This window comes from Ensifer sp. GW821-FHT05G01 (assembly GCF_059419585.1).
The window spans coordinates 286140-306243 of record NZ_JBWKSC010000004.1; the positions used below are offsets into that span (position 1 = coordinate 286140).

Below are 20104 nucleotides of genomic sequence, written 5' to 3' on the forward strand. Positions count from 1 at the left end.
CGCGTCAGGCACCAAACTGAGGTAGCGCCTGGAGCAGTCGATGCAACGTATCGAGCGTCGAGATATCGGCGATGCCGTCGACCCGTTGCTGACGAAAATGCCGCTGGAACGCGGCAACGGTTCCCTCGGTTTTCTCACAGAAATCGCCAGTGACTTCAACGCCGTAACCGTAGAGCGACAGCATCGACTGTATCGCCTCGACCGGCTGGCCGCGGTCGCCGCGCTGGAAAAAGCGACCGCCGCCGATCGGCGCCGGCTCGACCCAGTGCCCGACGCCCTCGCGGTGCAGCTGATGCCACGGAAATTTTTCGCCCGGGTCAACCTTGCGAATCGGGGCGATATCGCTGTGTGCCAGCACCCGCTCAGGGGCAATCGACCACCGTTCGCCACAGTCCCGACACAATTCGGCGACCGCCGCGATCTGCTTTTCGGGGAATTCGGGAAGCCCGCCCGGGTGACCGGCATTGGCGATCTCGATACCGATCGAGCTGGAATTGATGTCCGTCTCGCCCTTCCACACGCTTTTCCCCGCGTGCCAGGCCCTCCGCGCCTCCGGCACCAGCTGGTCGACACGGCCGTCCTCATGAACGAAATAGTGGCTGGAAACCTGGCTTTCCTCGCGACACAGCCATTCGAGCGCAGATTTCGCCGTCGGCATGCCGGTATAATGAAGCACGATGATATCGGGCAGCCTGCCGTCCGCACGGTCGCCGAAATTGGGCGACGGCATGAAGCGGGCACCCGAGTAGTCGCAGTATTTCGACGTCATGCGGCGCGGCGTTCTCTCTCGATCGCCTCGTAGGCGGCATTGAGCGCAGCCATGCGATCATTGGCGATCGCATGGAACTCTTGTGGCACCCCGCGTGCAACCAGCCTGTCGGGATGGTTCTCCGACACCAGCACGCGGTAATGCTTGCGGATCTTGGCGAAATCGTCCTTGGGCGAAACGCCGAGAACGAGATAAGGGTCGCGGCCGTCGCTATGGACGTGACGCGCCATGATCTGTTCGAAGTGCGCTTCGTCCATCTTGAAGATCTCGGCAACCCGCATCAGGAACGCCAGTTCCTTCTCATGCACTGCGCCGTCGGACTTGGCGATGTGGAACAGACCGTCGATGATGTCTTCCAGGATCGGGCAATTGTTTTCGCAGGACGAGCAGAGCGACGCCATCTTTTCGGCATAGGCTTCGAAACCGGCAACGTCCTGGCGCGCGAGATTATAGAGACGGGCAACGTTCTGCGCCTGATCGGCGGGAAACTCGAAGATATCGCGAAAGGCAGAGACCTCCGCCTCCGTTACCACGCCGTCAGCCTTCGCCATCTTGGCCGAAAGCGCGATCATCGCCACGGAGAAAGCCACCTTGCGCCGCGTTTCGGGGTCGCCTTCGAACAGGGTGCGCACGGCCTCGACCACACCGGCAAGCGCGTTGCCCGTGGCGGTGACGATCTTGAGGAGGCTATCCCAGAATGACATGCACGATTTTCCTGTCTCTCCAGCCTATAGCATGGACTATTGTGGTGGCAAATTGCAAGCGGTGGCCTGCGGCGAACCACGGGAATGACGAATTTGTGATGGCCCCTCACTATTGTCAATCCGTTTGAGTAACGTTGCGATAGCGCAAGGGTTCCCGCCTGTTCCCTGGGGAACACACCTGCGGCGGCGGATAAACGCCTGAGCCCCTGCCCCGCAGCGCATTGACGCTGGCGTCGTTGCCCCGTCCCCTTCCCTTGCGCGACATCATGTCCACGGCGGCAATGGAGACGAATGCGGCGAAACCTGCGCGCTTGCCGACAGGACATCCACAGAGCCGTCATTTAACTTCCATCCGTTTTGCGCTAGAGAGGCCCCACCAATTGCGTGCCGAATCCCGAGGAGGAAACATGGCCAAGAAGAAAGTCGCAATGCTGACGGCGGGCGGGCTCGCGCCCTGTCTGTCATCCGCCGTTGGCGGCCTGATCGAGCGCTACACCGACATCGCGCCCGACTACGAGCTGGTGGCCTATCGCTCCGGCTACCAGGGCGTCCTGCTTGGCGACCGCATCGAGATCACCAGGGACATGCGCGAGAACGCGCACATCCTCCACCGCCACGGCGGTTCGCCGATCGGCAACAGCCGCGTCAAGCTCACCAATGCTGCCGACTGCGTCAAGCGCGGCCTGGTCAAGGAAGGTGAAAACCCGTTGCGCGTCGCCGCCGAACGGCTTGCCGCCGACGGCATCTCTATCCTGCACACGATCGGTGGTGACGATACCAACACCACCGCCGCAGACCTTGCCGCCTATCTTGGCGCCAACGGCTACAACCTGACGGTCGTCGGTCTGCCGAAGACGGTCGACAACGACGTGGTGCCGATCCGCCAGACGCTCGGCGCCTGGACGGCCGCCGAATACGGCGCTCGCTTCTTCGATCATGTCAGCAACGAACAGAGTGCTGCCCCGCGCACGCTCGTCGTCCATGAAGTCATGGGCCGCCACTGCGGCTGGCTGACGGCAGCAACCGCCCGCTCCTACGTCCAGATGACCGAGGACAAGCAGTTCGTCGACGGCTTCATGATGAACAGGCAGCTGAAGAACATCGACGGTCTCTACCTGCCCGAGATCAAGTTCGACCTCGAAGCGGAAGCCGAGCGCCTGCGCGGTGTCATGAACCGTTCGGGCTTCGTCACGCTGTTCGTCAGCGAAGGCGCCTGCCTCGACGCGATCGTCGCCGAGCGGGAAGCCGCCGGCGAAACCGTCAAGCGCGATGCCTTCGGCCACGTGAAGATCGACACCATCAATGTCGGCAACTGGTTCACCAAGCAGTTTGCCGCCCTTCTCGGCGCCGAACGCTCCATGGTGCAGAAGTCGGGCTATTACGCCCGCTCGGCACCGGCAAACGGCGACGACCTGCGGCTGATCCAGAGCATGGTCGATCTCGCCGTCGAAAGCGCGCTCAACAAGGTCTCCGGCGTTACCGGCCACGACGAAGACCAGGCAGGCAAGCTCAGAACCATCGAATTCCCGCGCATCAAGGGCGGCAAGCACTTCGACACCTCGACCAAGTGGTTCGGCGACGTCATGGACGTCATCGGCCAGAAGTGGCAGGCGGAAGACTAGAGCATCCTGCCCTCAAGTGGGATCACTTGAGGGCAGAAAGATGCGCTAGATTTAAAGTGCTAGAGCGTCCTTTGTGCATTCATATGAACGCACGGCGCTCTAGGAACGAAGCGCCCGACGCCGACCATCGGCTTCGGGCGACTGCCTATTGGCAAGCCGAGCCTCTCGATTGGCAGTTGACGGTTCCGCGCCTTGGTGGCTCCCTCCAGAGATCAGTCTCGGAAAGCCCTCAAGCGCGGAGCCTTTTTCATGTCGTTCGAACATTGGTTTGCCTTTGCCGCCGCCTCGGCAGTGCTGCTCGCCATCCCCGGCCCGACCATATTGCTCGTCATCTCCTATGCGCTCGGTCACGGCCGCAAGACGGCGGGCGCGACCGTCGCCGGGGTCGCACTCGGCGATTTTACCGCCATGACCGCGTCGATGCTCGGGCTCGGCGCGCTGCTTGCCACCTCGGCTGCGATCTTCACCGTATTGAAGTGGGTGGGGGCCGCCTACCTCGTCTGGCTCGGCATCCAGCTCTGGCGGGCACCGGTCGCCGGAAATGATGGCGCCGATGGCGAGGCGCCCGCCAGGGAACGACCGCTGCGCATCTTCCTGCACGCCTACGCGGTCACGGCACTCAATCCCAAGAGCATCGTCTTCTTCGTCGCCTTCCTGCCGCAGTTCCTCGATCTGTCGCAGCCACTCTTTACCCAGATGGCGATTTTCGAGGTGACGTTCCTGACCCTCGCCATCCTCAATGCCAGCCTTTATGCCGCACTCGCGACCGCCGCCAAGAGCACCATTTCCAAGCCGAATATCCGGCGCATCGTCAACCGTACAGGCGGTTCGCTGCTCATCGGCGCCGGGCTTCTGACGGCAACCATGAAGCGGGCATCGGCCTGAAATTCGCCCCTGCGCTTGCTGCCGGCCGCCCCATGGGTTAATGGAGATTCACGCATGGCGGCTGGCAGCCGTTGATTTGCAGGGGCTGCGGGGCCCAGAAGCACGAAAGTGACAGCATGGCGAAATTCCGTATTTCCCTTTCAAAACAGACGTTTGGCGTGGCAGCTATTCTGTCGGCGACACTCGTCTCGGGGTGCTCCACTGTCGAGCATACCTCGGTGGAAGAGCTTACGGCCGTGCAGACGGTCACCCCGCTGGCAAAGCCCGGCACGGAAATGACGGCCTATGCCCTGCCGACGCCCGATGGCGCGGCAACCGCGGCGGCCGCCGCCCTGTCGGCACAGACGGCCGGCATGGCAACCACCTATCCCGTCGGCACCGACCTCGCGCAGGCTGCCGGTCCGGCACCGGCAGTCGTGGCCGTCCCCGGCAGCAAGCCGGGTGAAGCCCAGGCTGTCGCCATGGCGACGCCGGTTGCAGCTTCGGCCGATGCCACGGCATTGCCGGAAACCGCATCTGCCCTTGTCTCGCCGAAGACGAGCCGCGTTCAAGATCTTCCCGTTTCGACCCTTGCGGTGGCTGCCGCGATGGAATCGGACTTCGACACCGGCGAACCCGTCGGCCTCGAAACGCTCGTTGCCAACCGCATGATCGTTCCGACGGAAAAGCCGAAGATGGGTGTGATCGGTTCGAGCGTCGCCGCCGTTGCGAGCGTCATTCCCGAATCGCTGAAGCTGACCAACGCGCCGTCCAGCTCGCGTCCGGACCTGGACAAGCTCATCAAGCACTACGCCGATCTCAACGACATTCCGGTCGAGCTTGTGCACCGCGTCGTCAAGCGCGAGAGCAACTACAATCCGCGCGCCTACAGCAAGGGCAATTACGGCCTGATGCAGATCCGCTACAACACCGCCAAGGGACTCGGCTACGAAGGCCCGGCCGAGGGCCTGTTCGATGCGGAAACCAATCTGATGTATGCGACGAAGTACCTGCACGGCGCCTGGATGGTTGCCGACAACAAGCACGACGGCGCGGTCAAGCTCTATGCCAGCGGCTACTACTACCACGCCAAGCGCAAGGGCCTGCTCGACGATCTCGGCATGAAGTAAGCCGACCCGTTTTGTTTGGTAAAAAGTTTCAGGAGGCGCTCAATCGAGCGCCTCTATTATTTTGGCGTTGAGCTGCTGCACGTCATAGCCGCCACGCGATGGCGTCAGCCCCAGGCGCACGACCGCAAGCTTGAGCGACGGCACCAGCATGATCGCCTGCCCGTCATGTCCGAGCATCCAGAAGGCATCCGCCGGAAAGACACCGGTACCGGCGCGGACCCCGTTCTCCTGAAGCCACACCTGACCCACGCCATATTCGCCAGCGGAGGCTTTCGTCGGCGTGCGCATGAAGATTACATAATCCCTCGGTAAGAGCGCCCTCCCCTTCCAGGTGCCGTCCTGAAGCAGGAACTGCGCGAAACGCGCCCAGTCGCGCGCCGTCGCATACATGTAGGATGAGCCGACAAAGGTGCCGCTGGCATCGGTCTCGAGCACCGCGCTCGTCATGCCGAGCGGCAGGAACAGGGCATCGCGCGGATAGGCGAGTGCAGCGGCAGGATCGTCGAAGCTCCGCATCCACAGCCGCGACAACAGCGTGCTGGTGCCGCTCGAATAGCTGAAGGTCGATCCGGGCTCGGATGTCGCCGGTTTGCCCGCGGCAAATCCGGCCATATCCCGTTCGAGATAGAGCATGCGCGTCACGTCGCTGACATTGCCATAGCCCTCGTTGAATTCCAGGCCGCTCTCCATGCCCATCAGGTCGGCAAGCCGGATCTTGGCGCGCGCATCGCCGCTCCACTCCGGCAGGAGGCCCGCGCGCGTCAAATCCATGCGCCCCTCGGCGACGCGCATGCCGATCAGCGCTGATGTCACCGATTTGGTCATCGACCAGCCGAGAAGCGGCGTCGAGCGATCGAAGCCCGCGGCATAGGTCTCGGCAATCAGATGTCCATCGCGCACCACCGCGACCGCACGCACGCCGGGACCGGCGAGATTGGCATCCTCGATCAACGCCTGAACGGCCGGGTCGATATCGGCCTTGTCGCCGTCCGGCCAGGAGATGTCGGCAGACCGTGCGATATCAGGGACAGGCGGATCTGCGGTCGCCACAGGGGCCGCGAGATCGTCTGCGTCTACGTTGGCGCAACCAAGCCCCGGGCGGTAGGCGGCAAGCGCCGGTGCGGCAAAGCCAAAGATGCGGGCAGAGACCAACTGCTTGTTGCGGTCCACCGAGACGGTGATGAACTTCAGCAGCGGATGGCCCGGCGCCTGCACGTCGTCGGCCAGCACCGCCTGTCCGTCACGTCCGGCGATGAAGACATTCGAGCAGACGATCTTGGCGGCGTATCCATCGCCGACCTTCAGCAATTCCGGCGGCGCCATGGCCAGCCATCCGCCGACGCCGGCAATGGCGACCACAACCGCGGTCCCGACAGTCTTCAATAGGCGTGCCATCGCATCCTCCCGTCTGACGCGAGAGAGAAGCAGCATTTGACCGAAAGGAAAAGCCCTTGCGTCGTGCTTCGGATTGTTGGCTGCCGTCCGGCTATGCCAGCTGGCGGGCGTCGCCGTCGCCAGCACCATGCAACAGCGGCGGAAGATCCCGTGCCGGCAAGGCCGGTGATATCCATGGACCCCAGGCCTCCACCGCGCCTGCGGTGCGGGCGCAATCCATTTCGCTTTCCCTGGCGATACCGCGCACCGCCATCGGCAGCCGCAGAACCTGCCCCATCTTGACCAGGCAGGCGAGCAGGGCGACGCTACGTTCGCTGCCATGGATGTCGCGGATCGCCGGCAGGTCCACCGTCAGTTGGTCCGGCTGAAGTTCGCCGACAAGGTTGAGCGGCAGCGAGGCCGCAGCGCCGCCGCTCAGCGCCACGCGCACCCCGAGCGCGCGCAGGCCATGCAGGCTTTCGCCGATCAGCGCCATGTCACCGGTCGACAGCGCTTCCGACACCTCGATCGTCAGCCGGCCGGGCGCCAGCCCGGCCTCATCCAGACATGTCTTCACATGGCTGAGGAAATCGCGATCTCGCAGTTGAAGCGCGAAGGGTGCCACCGTCAGGCCCACTGGAGACGGCCAGTTCGCCGCCTGCCGGCAAGACTGCCGCAACGCCCAGTTGCCGACCGTCAACGCAAGTGTTCCCTGCTCCAACGGCTCCGCAAAGGCTTCGGTGCCGATGACGCCGCGGATCGGGTGCGACCAGCGCAGCAAGACTTCGAAGCCCCGGATGACGCCGCTCGCAGTGCCGGCGATTGGCATGTATTCCAGAAAAAACTCCCGCTGGGAGACTGCACGGGCAAGGTCGCGCTCGGCCTCGGCGCGCATTTCGGCGGCTTGCGCGAGATGCGGCGCATAGAAGACGTGGCTGTTGCCACGCATTTCCTTGGCTTCGTAGAGCGCGAGATCCGCCCGTTTCAAGACCGCGCCGGTCGACAGATCGCCCTGTTCCAGGAACGTGACGCCGATGCTGCAACCAGAAGCCGCCTGACCATCGACCAGATCGAAGGGCGCATCGAACAGCGCCTTCACCCGGCCGGCAAGGGTCGTGACCTCGGCATCCGACGGAGAACCCGGACCAAGCAGTACGAACTCGTCGCCACCGAGGCGATAGACCGTCGCCTCGCCAGCGAAGGCTCGCCTCAGCCGCAGGCCGATACCGCTCAGCAGCCGGTCGCCCGCATCATGGCCCATGGTGTCGTTGACCGCCTTGAACCGGTCGAGATCGATCAGCAGCAGCGGCCGGCGCTCGAACGGCGCACCATCAGAGCGCAGAGCGCGCAACACGTCTGCCTCCAGTGCGGAGCGGTTTTCAAGCCCGGTCAACCGATCGCGATGAACCTCGTTGCGCAGCCGCCGCTCGGCGCGGCGCGCGGCCTTGAGCTCGCGTTCCAACCGTCGTGAATAGGACCAGCGGTAGAAGGAGGCTCCAGCGACGAAGGGCATGACGCCCGCCGCGAGCGCTCCGGAAAAGTTCCAATGGGTGAAGGATCCATCCGAAAAAAACGTTTCCGTGGTCAACCAGATCGCCGGAAACAAAGCCCCCAATGCCGTGCCGGCAGCCGCAAATCGCTGCTCGGGCTTCGGCAGAAACGTTCTTAACATCATGTCGACGCCCCCCGAATATGAGAAGGAGCTAGCACGCCAGGGGTTAATGAATTCTTATGGGTGAAAAATCGTAGTCAGCTATTTTTGTGCAGTGCGGGAGCTGTGAAAAACCCCGTCATCAAAGTGTAGCGGAGTCACTTTAGAAGCGGCTAAGTTTCAACTGGATGAGCGGCAGAGATGACCGAACTTGCCCCTGATGTCGGCTTTGGCAGAAACAATCCGAAGCTGAAAAACGCCCTCCTGCAACACAAGACCTTCTCGCTTGCTGGCCTCTCCGAGCGCCTGTTCGGCCTGCTCTTCTCCGGCCTCGTCTATCCGCAGATCTGGGAAGACCCTATCGTCGACATGGAAGCCATGCAGCTTCGCCCGGGGCACCGCATCGTCACCATTGGCTCCGGCGGTTGCAACATGCTGACCTATCTCTCGGCCGGCCCCAGCCGCATCGACGTCGTCGATCTCAATCCACACCACATCGCGCTCAACCGATTGAAGCTTGCCGCCTTCCGCCACCTGCCTGATCATAAGGACGTCGTGCGGTTCCTGGCGACGCAGGGCACCCAATCGAACGTCCAGGCATTCGATCTGTTCATCGCCCCGAAGGTCGACCAGGCGACCCGAAGCTACTGGAACGGCCGCAGCGTCAGCGGGCGTCGACGCATCGGCGTCTTCGGGCGCAACATCTATCGCACCGGCCTGCTCGGCCGCTTCATCGCTGCCAGCCACATCCTGGCACGTCTGCACGGCGTCAACCCGGAAGAGTTCGTCCAGGCACGCTCCATGCGCGAGCAGCGCCAGTTTTTCGATACACGGCTGGCGCCTTTGTTCGAGCGTCCGTTCATCCGCTGGATCACCAGCCAGAAAAGCTCGCTGTTCGGCCTTGGCATCCCGCCGCAGCAATTCGACGAACTGGCAAGCCTCAGCGCCGACAAGTCGCTGGCCGCCGTGCTTCGCCATCGCCTTGAAAAGCTGACGTGCCATTTTCCGCTCAGGGAAAACTACTTCGCCTGGCAGGCCTTCGCGAGACGCTATCCCCTGCCGCATGAGGGCGACCTTCCGGCCTACCTGCACGCCGATAACTATGAGACGATCCGCAACCGCGCCGAAGACGTCCAGGTCCATCATGCCAGCTTCACCGAGCTTCTGGGAAAGAAGCCGGCCGCATCGGTCGACCGCTACGTCCTGCTCGACGCGCAGGACTGGATGAACGACCAGCAGTTGAACGACCTGTGGACCGAGATCACCCGCACCGCCGATGCAGACGCGACCGTGATCTTCCGCACGGCCGCCGAAGACAGCATCCTCACCGGCCGTCTCTCGCCGGCACTGATGGAGCAGTGGCACTATGATGCCGAGACATCGCTGAAGCTCGGCAACGCCGATCGCTCGGCCATCTATGGCGGCTTCCACATCTACAGGAAGAAGGCATGAGCGAGGTGCACCAGAGCGAGATCAGCCATCAGCGGCGCATGGACCACATGTACCGCTACCAGAGGCACGTCTACGATCTGACGCGCAAATACTATCTTTTCGGCCGCGACACGCTGATCCGCGAGCTGAACGTGGAGCCCGGCGCCTCCGTTCTCGAAGTCGGGTGCGGCACGGGACGCAACCTCGCGCTGATCGGCACATGCTTTCCGAGAGCCCGGCTCTTCGGTCTCGACATCTCCGCCGAGATGCTCGCCTCGGCCGCAGCCAAGCTCAGCCGCCGCGGCAGATCCCCCGCCATGCTGCGTGTGGCCGACGCGACCAGCTTCGAGCCGCGGTCGTTCGGCGAAGTCGGCTTCGACCGGATCGTCATCTCCTATTCCCTGTCGATGATACCGGACTGGCAGGGTGCGATCGACGCGGCAATTGCCGCGCTCAACCCCGGCGGCTCGCTGCATATCGCCGATTTCGGCCAGCAGGAACGGCTGCCGGAAAGCTTCCGCCGCCTGCTGCGCGGCTGGCTCAAACGTTTCCATGTGACGCCGCGCGAAACGCTGTTCGAGGTGCTGGCCGATCGCGCCAGGCGCAACGGCGCACAGCTCGAGCGCCGGGCCATCGGTCGTGGTTACGCCTGGCTTGCAGTCTACCACCGCCCTTCGGCCACGGCATCCTCGCGGGCAAATCCGGCCGCCGCACTGCTTGACGATCAGAGGGCTGCCGCAATTCCCGCTTGAGCTAACCCAATTTTTACGATGATATGGTGAAAATGAGGTTCACGCCTCGCTGGGGGACATCACCATCATGGAAGCCATCGTGTGAGGCAGGATCGTCGATCGTTTCGAAACAGGACCTCCATGCGCCGGCTTCTCCTGGCACTGCTGCCTATCGCCACCCTCCTTTCCGCCTGTTCGTCGACCGACTACGATCTGATGCAGACCGCATCGATCCCGCCGCGTTTCAACGATACCGATCCGCAGGATTTCGGCGACCGCACACCGCAGCATCACAATATCCACGGCATCGACATCTCCAAATGGAATGGCGATATCGACTGGATGAAGGTGAAGAACTCCGGCGTCTCCTTTGCCTTCATCAAGGCGACGGAGGGCAAGGACCGGGTCGACACGCGCTTCAACGAATATTGGCAGCGCGCCCGCGCCGCCGGCATTCCCTATGCGCCCTACCACTTCTACTATTTCTGCTCGACGGCGGACGCCCAGGCCGACTGGTTCATCGCCAACGTACCGAAGAGCGCCGTCTATCTGCCGCCGGTTCTCGACGTCGAGTGGAACGGCGAATCCAAGACCTGCCGCACCCGCCCCTCGCCGGACGAAGTCCGCGTAGAGATGAAGCGCTTCATGGACCGGCTCGAAGCCCATTACGGCAAGCGACCGATCATCTACACCTCGGTCGACTTCCACCGCGACAACCTCGTCGACCAGTTCAAGGAACACCACTTCTGGGTCCGTTCCGTCGCCAAGCATCCGGGCGAAGTCTATGTCGAGCGCCGCTGGGCCTTCTGGCAATATACCAGCACCGGCGTGATACCAGGCATCGACGGCGCCACCGACATCAATGTCTTTGCCGGCTCGCCGAAGAACTGGAAGAATTGGGTTGCGGCCGTCTCCAAGCCGAAATGACGACGGCCACGGTTCTGTGCATTAGCGCGGCAAACCGACCCATTTTCTTCTTTCCGTCATAATGCTCTGAGAGACGAGCGGCAGATTGCATCTTTGGTACATTGACCGCCAGCGGCGGCGCATCGCGCCGTGCGGCGACAGAAAGGAATTATCATGATCCTCAAAACCCGGCATGCTCTTGCATCCGCAGCCCTTCTCGCGCTGACGGCCTCGCCCGTTTTCGCGCAGCAGGCACCGGCTTGCGGCGGCGATCTCGGCGCGTTCCTGCAGGGCGTCAAGGCCGAGGCAGTCGCCAAGGGCGTGCCGGCCGACGTGGTCGACCGCGCACTTGCCGGCGCCGCCATCAATGAGAAAGTGCTGAGCCGCGACCGCGCCCAAGGCGTGTTCAAGCAGACCTTCACCGAGTTTTCCAAGCGCACCGTCAGCAAATCGCGCCTCGATATCGGCGCCCAGAAGATGAAGGAATATGCCGACGTCTTCGCCCGCGCCGAGAAGGAATTCGGTGTTCCCGCCCCTGTCATCACCGCCTTTTGGGCCATGGAAACCGATTTCGGTGCCGTTCAGGGCGACTTCAACACCCGCGATGCGCTTGTCACGCTTGCCCATGACTGCCGCCGGCCGGAAATGTTCCGCCCGCAGCTGATCGCCGCCATCGAGATGGTCCAGCACGGCGACCTCGACCCGGCAACGACCACCGGCGCCTGGGCCGGCGAGATCGGCCAGGTGCAGATGCTGCCGGAAGACATCATCGCCTATGGCGTCGATGGCGACGGCGACGGCCACGTCAACCTGAAGAAGAGCTCGCCGGACGCGATCCTGACCGCCGCCAAGTTCATCCAGAGCCTCGGCTTCAAGGCCGGCCAGCCGGCGATCCAGGAAGTCAGCGTTCCCGAACAGTTGCCCTGGGAAAAGACCGGCCTGCAGCCGGGCATGAAGGCGAGCGACTGGTTCGCGCTCGGCGTCAAGCCGCGCAATGGCGACACGTCCTTCGGCAACCTGGAAGCCTCGCTGGTCCTGCCGCAGGGCCGCAAGGGCGTCGCGTTCCTGACCTACCCCAATTTCAACGTCTATCTCGAGTGGAACCAGTCGTTCATCTACACGACCTCGGCCGCCTATTTCGCGACCCGCCTCGGCGGCGCACCGACCTATGAGGGCGGCAACCCGGAACAGGGCCTCGACGACACCGGCATGAAGGCGCTGCAGACCAAGCTACAGACGCTCGGCCATGACGTCGGCAAGGTCGATGGCATCCTCGGCTCGGGCACCCGCGCAGCGCTGCAGAAGGAACAGCTACGCCTCGGCCGTCCCGCCGACGGCTGGGCGACGCTCGAACTGCTGAACTCGCTCTAAGCATTTCCGGAAGAAGAGCAGCGCGGCAAATGCCTGAAGGCAATCCTATCGCGCGCTTCTGCATTTCCGCCTGAACCGAATGCACATCTGCCCGGCCGGGATCTGGCCGGGCAGGTGTTCGTCCTTGCTCCCCCGATCGCAACGGGCCGAAGCCGCCAGGCGCCTCCCTCCCCGACCAGCGATAGACACCGAGATCCTCATGGCCTGCCCCCCGCAAGAAGTGGGTGGTGTCCTGCATCTCGCCGCGCTAGACCTGTGTGATGCCTCTCCCCGGGGCCAGTGAACCGCCATCGGCGCACCGTGGAGACGTGATCTAATCAGTTGCGCATCCCGATTGCTCGAATGGATCGGCAGCGGCCGCGCAGAAAGCGCGAGCAGTACGATGAATGCACCATCACAGGCAGCCAGCCAGCAGATGACCATGCGGACCTGGGCGCTTCTCGCCCTGCTCGGGCTCATCTGGGGCGGATCCTTTTTCTTTGCCCGAGTCGCCGTCGCGCATGTACCGCCATTCACGCTCGTGTTCCTGCGGCTCGGCCTCGCGGCTCTGGCGCTGCACATCTATATTCGTGGGCGCTTCGGCATCTATCAGGTGCTTGCGAGCCGCTGGCGCGAGTTCCTGCTGATGGGCCTGATCAACAACGCCATTCCGCACGCCTTCATCTTCCTCGGGCAAACCCAGGTCGGCGCCGGGCTTGCGGCGATCCTGAACGCAACCACGCCTGTCTGGACCGTGATCATCGCCAACATGGCAACCGACGACGAGAAACTCAGCACCGCCAAGATCGGTGGCTGCCTGCTCGGCCTCGCCGGCACGGTGGTGTTGATCGGGCCGAGCGCCATCGCCGGGCTTTTCGGCAACGCCAGCGGCGTGCCGCTCTGGGCATTGCTGCTGCCGGTACTGGCCGCCGTCAGCTATGGCCTGGCGGCAACCTACGGCAAGCGCTTCCGCGGCCTGGCACCACCCGTCACCGCGGCCGGCCAATTGACCGCCTCGTCACTGATGATGCTGCCGGTCGCATGCCTCATCGACACGCCCTGGGCCCTGCCGATGCCGCCGATCGAGGCGACGCTTGCCATTCTCGGCCTCGCGCTCGTCTCGACTGCCTATGGCTATATCCTGTTCTTCCGCATCATGGGCGAGGTTGGCGCCACCAATACGTCGCTGGTCACGCTTCTGGTTCCACCGAGCGCAATCCTGCTTGGCTATCTCTTCCTGGGCGAGACATTGCAGCCGGCAGATGTGGGCGGCATGGCGCTGATTGCCGCCGGCCTTGCCGTACTCGACGGCCGGATCCTCAGGATGAAACGCGCCGCATAGGAGGAATCGAACAGGCCGGGCATGGCGGGAAACGTGCCCTTCCGAAGCACTCACGCTCGGTTACAAACGTTTACATTAACCTTCCGGCAGCGATTGTGAAAAAAATGTGGCACATTAAAATGCGATTTAATTTCAAGCGACTAGCCCTGTTGATAAGGCAAATGTGATCACGTGTTTTTGCACTGCAGCACAAGTTTCCCTTTTAAGCGCCGTTAATTCGCCCTATGTTTTAACGGTCAGCGCAAGGAGGGTCTTCGATGGGACTTACACATTCGTTGAATGTCCTCATGATTAGTGCAGCGTTCGTATTCGTGGCCACAATGCTCTTCATCTGAAGTCAGGCCGCTGAGAGTCCAAACCGAAATAGGGACTTTAATTTTCCGGGAATTCAATTTGCAGCAGAGATTTTTGAGGTAGGCCAACACAGCAATCTGCCTCGACGCTGCAGGAAAAAAGAAAGCGCATGAAGGACACCTTCATGCGCTTTCGCTTTTTCAAGGTCGGCTTTCCGCCGGGACATCCGTGCTGACCCGAGGAAATCGACCCTTTCCACATTTGCGGGCGAAATCGCGGGGCTTTACGCCGCCGCGCCGGCAACCGCCTTCAGCGCAACATGCTCGCTTTGCGCCGTCTCGTCCGCGCGCTCGAACCCGACGAGGTCTAAGACGGCCGTGATCAGCGGCGAACGGTTCATGGTATAGAGATGGAAGTCCCTGACGCCACGACGGGCAAGATCGACGATCTGCTCGGCGGCGATATGGGTCGCCTCCTTGAAGCGCTCGGTCGGCTGGTCTTCCAGATGCGCAAGACGGGTGACGATCACCTCCGGCACGCTGGCGCCGCAAAGGCCGGCAAACTTCTGCACCTGGCCCAAGTTGTTGATCGGCAGGATGCCCGGGACGATCGGGATATCGATGCCGGCCCGGCGCACGCGCTCGAGGTAGCGTTCGAAATCGTCGTTGTCGAAGAAGAACTGGGTGAGCGCCCGGGTCGCACCGGCATCCACCTTGCGCTTCAGCATGTCGATGTCGGCATCGACGTCAGGGCTTTCCGGGTGCTTTTCCGGATAAGACGATACCGAGATCTCGACATCGCCGCGATCGCGGAGCGCCCGCACGAGATCGGAACTGCTCTCATAACCACCCGGAAAGGGCTGGTAGGTGCTGCCGATTCCGCCCTGCGGATCGCCGCGCAGCGCCACGAAGTGACGAACGCCGAACGAGAGAAACTCGTCGATAACCGTGTCCACCTCCGACTTGGGCGCGCCGACGCAGGTCAGGTGCGCTGCCGTGTTGGCAAAGCCCTTCTCCTCGATCATCCGCTTGACTGTCGTCAGCGACCGCGTCTTGGTCGAACCGCCCGCACCATAGGTGACGGTCATGAAGGCGGGACAAAAGACAGAGAGATCTTCGGCCGTCTGGAAGAGCTGCGCTTCCATCTCATCGGTTTTAGGGGGGAAGTATTCGAAGGAAAGCCGCAGATTGCCGCGCTCGGCAGGATAAAGCGTCTGTGCCGTCATTCTCAAAGTCCCCCTGCTTGCATGCGCTGATGTGGCGCTTCGCTCTCCTCGACGGCGCGCTGATCGCGCGCCAGCCAGATTGTCACCGTCAATTTTCCTCCGTCCGTGCCTTCCGGCGACAGATCGGTCGTCTTTTCCAGTTGGAGCCCGGCCTTCGCCAGCCAATCGGTCATGGCCTGATGTGAGAAGCCGAGCCGCGCATGGGCATGTTCGTCGCGCAAGTGCTCCAGTCCGTGCGGGGCAAAATCGATGATCACCAGCCGTCCGCCGGGTGTCAGCATGCGGGCAGCCTCGGCGATCGCCGCTTCCGGCTGATCGAGGAAATGCAGCACCTGATGAATGGTGACGAGATCGAACACCTGGCCGTCGAGCGGCAGGTTGAAGATGTCACCGTGGCGGATCGACGCCTTGGTGATGCCGGCACGGTCGAGATTTGAGCGGGCAACGGCCAGCATGTCGCGGCTGGCATCGATGCCGATGCCGCGTCGGTAAAGGCCTTCGAACAGCTGCAGAATACGTCCCGTTCCGGTGCCCAGGTCCAACAGGCTGTCGACCGGCTCGTCGCCGACCATGTCGCGCAACGCCGTCTCCACGTCCCGCTCGCTGACATGCAGCCGCCGCAGCTCATCCCAACCGGCCGCGTTGCGGCTGAAATAGGCCTGGGCCTTTTCAGCCCGCGCCTTCTTCAGGGTGACGAGCCTTGAGGCATCGCGCGACAGAACCGCGTCGTCCGATGTGGCAGACGCAAGCATCGCGCGCACCAGCGACACGCGGGCACCCTCCTGGCGAAGGCGGAAATAGGCCCATGCGCCTTCCTGGTAGCGGTCGACGAGCTCGACTTCGGCCAGCAACTTCAGGTGCCTCGAAATCCGGGGCTGCGATTGTCCGAGAATTTCGGTAAGATCGGTGACGGTGAGATCCCCCGCGCCAAGCAGCGCGAGCAGGCGCATGCGGGTCGGCTCACCCGCAGCCTTCAGCACATCCACCAGCGCGTCGAGACTTAATTCTCTCTGATCCGCCATACCCATCCCCATCAACACATAAAGATATGTTTATGTGATTTACGGATGTAGCGCAAGCGGATTTGCGCGGACAGAGCAAACTATGCCGCTCAAGGAACAGGACTTTCCAGCGTTCCGTCCGGCAAGCGGGCGAAGCTTGCCTGCCCGCGGCGCCCAGATGTCGTCGCCTTGCGCACGGGTTGCGAGGCAGCCCGAGGCCTGCCTTGTTCCCTGTCGCCTTGAAGCGAATGCGGTTGAAGGAAAACGGGCGTCACGTCAACACGTTGCAGCGCGCCTGTGTGCGCCTGTGTGCGCCTGCCGGGCGCGGCGCCTCGCCAATCGCAGCAGGAGGTCAACCGCTTTTCGCGCTCTCCGCCGTCGGATTGCATTCGGTTGATCTCGACACGACGGCGTAAGCAGGGTCGTGGTCCGCAAGCGGCAATCGGGACAAGCCCGTAGTTAAGTCAAGCCAAACCGATCATCTCGCAAGAAATGCAAGGCGCTTGGTTGTGATTCCACACGCAAGACTCTAAAGGTGCCGAAGACGCAAACTTCTGCTCCCGAAGGCTCCTTGAAACAGGATCGCGCTCATGAAGCTGGTGACCGGTAACTCCAACCGCGCCCTTGCCGAAGCCGTTGCCAACCACTTGGATCTTCCCCTGACAGATTGCACGGTCAAGCGCTTCGCCGACCAGGAAGTCCACGTTCAGCTTCATGAGAATGTGCGCGGTGAGGACGTCTATATTCTCCAGTCGACAAGCACCCCGGCCGACGGCCATCTCATGGAGCTGCTGATCCTGGCCGATACGCTGCGACGCTCGTCAGTTCGCCGGATCACCGCCGTAATCCCGTACTTCGGCTATGCCCGTCAGGATCGCCGCGCCGTTGGCCGCACGCCGATCTCGGCGAAGTTGGTAGCCAACATGATCGCGGGCACAGGTGTCCATCGCGTCATAACAGTCGATCTCCATACGGACCAGATTCAGGGCTTTTTCGATATTCCGACTGATAATCTTTATTCAGCGCCCGTGATGACCCGCGACATTCAGGAGCACTACGACGCCAAGAATTTAATGGTCGTTTCGCCCGACGTCGGCGGCGTGGCGCGCGCTCGCGCCATCGCCAAGCGCATCGGCACCGATCTCGCGATCGTCGACAAACGGCGACCCCGCGTAGGAGTATCGGAAGTCATGAACATCATCGGCGATGTCTCAGGCAAAAGCTGCCTTCTGATCGACGACATCGTCGATAGTGGCGGGACATTGATCAACGCGGCGGAAGCGTTGTTGAAATCCGGTGCCAAGGAGGTTTCGGCCTATATCACCCATGGCGTTCTTTCCGAGGGTGCCTGCGAACGCATTGGTACCAGCAGCCTCAAGGAGCTTGTGGTAACCGATTCCATTCGCGAAACCGAAGCTCAACGTCAGACCCCCAATATAAGACGCATCACTATCGCACCTTTATTAGGCGAGGCCCTGGCCCGGACGGCGAGAGAACAAAGCGTTTCAAGTCTTTTCAGCTAGAGCGCTTCATCTTTAAACGGAAGCATTCTGCCGGAGGGAATTTCGGCCAGAACCAAGTCGGCTGGCGAAGAGCGCAGCAGAAGCTGCGGTCGAGACGGACGCCGCCGGTAATGGCCGAAATTCATCCGGCCCTTCGGGTTGGCTGAAAACGGCCGTCCACTGTGTCGGATGGCTTGACCGATGGGTCCGCATCGCTCTGCGCCATCCTTCGTGTGGAACGGCCGTTTTGAGCCAACAGAATCGCTTCCGTTTAAAGATGAAACGCTCTAAGTCGACACGTGGCGCGACACCCACCGTCATGCCTCCCTTGAGCATCCCGCTTTCAAGCGGAATCTCTGAAGGCCCATAATATGCTCTCGAATCAGAGTGTTGGCGCAGCCTTGGTGCGTTCTTCTGGACGCACGGCGCCCCAATGTCGCAGACGGTTGCCGCCTACCCATGCTGCAGAAGATGGGTGCGTCGCGCGAGGCCGGGCTCACGCGACGCACAGGATTGTCAGCGCGTCAGGCGCTTGTAGGTGACGCGCTTCGGGTTGACCGAATCCGGGCCGAGGCGGCGGATCTTGTCCTTCTCGTAGTCTTCGAAGTTGCCTTCGAACCATTCGACCTGGCTGTCGCCCTCGAAGGCGAGGATATGGGTCGCCAGGCGGTCGAGGAACATGCGGTCGTGGCTGATGATAACAGCGCAACCGGCAAAGTTTTCGAGCGCGATTTCAAGTGCCGCCAGCGTCTCGGTGTCGAGGTCGTTGGTCGGTTCGTCGAGCAGCAGCACGTTGCCGCCGTTCTTCAGCATCTTGGCGAGGTGAACGCGGTTACGCTGACCACCCGAGAGATTGCCGACCTTCTGCTGCTGGTCGCCGCCCTTGAAGTTGAATGTCGAGCAATAGGCGCGCGAGTTCATTTCGTATTTGCCGAGCTTGATGACTTCGGCGCCGCCGGAAATTTCTTCCCAGACGGTCTTGTTGCCGTCGAGCGCGTCGCGGCTCTGGTCGACATAGCCCAGATGCACCGTGTCGCCGATACGGATCGAGCCGCTGTCTGGCTGTTCCTGACCGGTGATCATGCGGAACAGCGTCGTCTTACCGGCGCCGTTTGGACCGATGATGCCGACGATGCCGCCCGGCGGCAACTTCAGCGATAGACCGTCGATCAGGAGGCGGTCGCCATAGCCCTTGGTGACGCCGTCCATTTCGATGACCACCTGACCGAGACGCTCGCCGACCGGGATGATGATCTGCGCATCACCAGGACGCTGGTTTTCCGCCGCGTTGACCAGTTCGTCATAGGAGCGGATACGCGCCTTCGACTTGGCCTGGCGGGCCTTCGGGCTGGAGGCGATCCATTCCTGTTCGCGGGCGATCGCCTTCTGGCGGGACGCTTCTTCGCGGCCTTCCTGCTGCATGCGCTTGGCCTTGGCGATCAGGTAGGCCGAATAGTTGCCTTCGTAGGGAATGCTGCGGCCGCGGTCGAGCTCGAGGATCCAGCCGGTGACGTTGTCGAGGAAGTAACGGTCGTGGGTGATCATCAGCACGGCGCCGGGATATTCGCGCAGGTGCTTTTCGAGCCAGGCGATCGTCTCGGCGTCGAGGTGGTTGGTCGGTTCGTCGAGCAAAAGCAGGTCGGGCTGCGACAGAAGCAGCTTGCAGAGTGCGATACGGCGCTTTTCACCGCCCGAAAGGCTGGTGACATCGGCATCACCAGGCGGGCAGCGCAGCGCTTCCATCGCCATTTCGACCTGGCTTTCCAGATCCCAGAGGTTCTGGCTGTCGATGATGTCCTGAAGCTTTGCGCCCTCTTCCGCCGTCTCGTCGGAATAGTTCATCATCAGCTCGTTGTAGCGCTCGACGATCGCGGTCTTGGCGGCGACGCCTTCCATGGCGTTTTCGAGCACGGTCTTGGTCGGGTCGAGCTGCGGCTCCTGCGGCAGGTAGCCGATGGTCGCGCCTTCGGCGATCCAGGCCTCGCCGGTGTATTCCTTGTCGAGGCCGGCCATGATGCGCAGCACGGTCGACTTACCGGCGCCGTTCGGGCCGAGGATACCGATCTTCGCGTCCGGGTAGAACGACAGATGAACGTTCTCCAGGACCTTCTTAGCGCCGTAGGACTTATTGAGCCCGGCCATATGATAGATGAACTGACGTGCCATAAAGGAAAGCTCCGCATGGAAGGAAATTTGCCCGCTATGTAG

The 20104-nt window shown here is 62.3% G+C and carries 15 protein-coding genes and 1 pseudogene; 9 read left to right on the top strand and 7 right to left on the bottom strand.

The genetic code is table 11. The features are described 5' to 3' along the window. Positions 1–4 precede the first annotated feature (4 nt). Positions 5–769, bottom strand: a complete 765-nt coding sequence (locus tag AC07UR_RS12600) for an N-acetylmuramoyl-L-alanine amidase (protein WP_209790702.1) — start codon at positions 767–769, stop codon at positions 5–7. Beyond that, complete coding sequence (locus AC07UR_RS12605; RefSeq protein ID WP_173420618.1) at positions 766–1473, bottom strand: J domain-containing protein; 708 nt, start codon at positions 1471–1473, stop codon at positions 766–768. Before AC07UR_RS12605 ends, AC07UR_RS12600 begins: the two co-directional genes overlap by 4 nt. Positions 1474–1880: 407 nt before the next feature. Between AC07UR_RS12605 and AC07UR_RS12610 the strand changes: the two genes are divergently transcribed. The 3 genes from AC07UR_RS12610 (at position 1881) to AC07UR_RS12620 (ending at position 5089) form a co-directional block, all read left to right on the top strand. After that, the gene (locus tag AC07UR_RS12610) at positions 1881–3095 is read left to right on the top strand and encodes a pyrophosphate--fructose-6-phosphate 1-phosphotransferase (RefSeq protein WP_173420619.1); all 1215 of its coding nucleotides are present in this window, start codon (positions 1881–1883) and stop codon (positions 3093–3095) included. 249 nt (positions 3096–3344) lie between these two features. After that, positions 3345–3980, top strand: a complete 636-nt coding sequence (locus AC07UR_RS12615; RefSeq protein ID WP_209790701.1) for a LysE family translocator — start codon at positions 3345–3347, stop codon at positions 3978–3980. Positions 3981–4096: 116 nt separating this feature from the next. Beyond that, positions 4097–5089, top strand: coding sequence for a lytic transglycosylase domain-containing protein (locus tag AC07UR_RS12620; protein ID WP_209790700.1), 993 nt, complete (start codon positions 4097–4099; stop codon positions 5087–5089). Between the two features lie 39 nt (positions 5090–5128). On the opposite strand, the gene AC07UR_RS12625 is transcribed toward AC07UR_RS12620, so the two are convergent. Further along, the gene (locus AC07UR_RS12625; protein WP_209790699.1) at positions 5129–6484 is read right to left on the bottom strand and encodes a serine hydrolase domain-containing protein; all 1356 of its coding nucleotides are present in this window, start codon (positions 6482–6484) and stop codon (positions 5129–5131) included. A 91-nt stretch (positions 6485–6575) separates the two neighbouring features. After that, the gene (locus AC07UR_RS12630; protein WP_209790698.1) at positions 6576–8138 is read right to left on the bottom strand and encodes a putative bifunctional diguanylate cyclase/phosphodiesterase; all 1563 of its coding nucleotides are present in this window, start codon (positions 8136–8138) and stop codon (positions 6576–6578) included. A gap of 177 nt (positions 8139–8315) precedes the next feature. On the opposite strand from AC07UR_RS12630, the gene AC07UR_RS12635 reads away from it, so the two are divergent. The 5 genes and pseudogenes from AC07UR_RS12635 to AC07UR_RS12655 all read left to right on the top strand — a co-directional run bounded on the left by AC07UR_RS12635 (position 8316) and on the right by AC07UR_RS12655 (position 13874). Continuing rightward, positions 8316–9566, top strand: coding sequence for a BtaA family protein (locus tag AC07UR_RS12635; RefSeq protein ID WP_209790697.1), 1251 nt, complete (start codon positions 8316–8318; stop codon positions 9564–9566). Next, positions 9563–10216: pseudogene (locus tag AC07UR_RS12640) on the top strand (class I SAM-dependent methyltransferase); the annotation flags it as partial. The gene AC07UR_RS12635 and the pseudogene AC07UR_RS12640, both read left to right, overlap by 4 nt. 201 nt (positions 10217–10417) lie before the next feature. Then, on the top strand, positions 10418–11203 hold the full coding sequence (locus tag AC07UR_RS12645) for a glycoside hydrolase family 25 protein (protein WP_173420626.1): 786 nt from the start codon (positions 10418–10420) through the stop codon (positions 11201–11203). 153 nt (positions 11204–11356) lie between these two features. Further along, positions 11357–12553, top strand: coding sequence for a lytic murein transglycosylase (locus tag AC07UR_RS12650; protein ID WP_209790695.1), 1197 nt, complete (start codon positions 11357–11359; stop codon positions 12551–12553). 382 nt (positions 12554–12935) lie between these two features. Then, positions 12936–13874, top strand: coding sequence for a DMT family transporter (locus tag AC07UR_RS12655; protein ID WP_209790694.1), 939 nt, complete (start codon positions 12936–12938; stop codon positions 13872–13874). Positions 13875–14451: 577 nt separating this feature from the next. On the opposite strand, the gene metF is transcribed toward AC07UR_RS12655, so the two are convergent. Together metF and AC07UR_RS12665 are read right to left on the bottom strand one after the other, a co-directional pair. Continuing rightward, positions 14452–15393 (bottom strand): methylenetetrahydrofolate reductase [NAD(P)H], encoded by a 942-nt coding sequence (gene metF / locus AC07UR_RS12660; RefSeq protein WP_209790693.1) that lies wholly within the window; start codon positions 15391–15393, stop codon positions 14452–14454. A gap of 2 nt (positions 15394–15395) precedes the next feature. Further along, the gene (locus AC07UR_RS12665; RefSeq protein ID WP_173420630.1) at positions 15396–16415 is read right to left on the bottom strand and encodes an ArsR/SmtB family transcription factor; all 1020 of its coding nucleotides are present in this window, start codon (positions 16413–16415) and stop codon (positions 15396–15398) included. A 569-nt stretch (positions 16416–16984) separates the two neighbouring features. Here AC07UR_RS12665 and AC07UR_RS12670 point away from each other — a divergent pair. Continuing rightward, the gene (locus tag AC07UR_RS12670; protein WP_210264398.1) at positions 16985–17917 is read left to right on the top strand and encodes a ribose-phosphate pyrophosphokinase; all 933 of its coding nucleotides are present in this window, start codon (positions 16985–16987) and stop codon (positions 17915–17917) included. A gap of 495 nt (positions 17918–18412) precedes the next feature. Here the strand turns inward: AC07UR_RS12670 and ettA are convergent, their stop codons facing one another. Next, the gene (gene ettA / locus AC07UR_RS12675; RefSeq protein ID WP_173420631.1) at positions 18413–20062 is read right to left on the bottom strand and encodes an energy-dependent translational throttle protein EttA; all 1650 of its coding nucleotides are present in this window, start codon (positions 20060–20062) and stop codon (positions 18413–18415) included. Positions 20063–20104 lie beyond the last annotated feature (42 nt).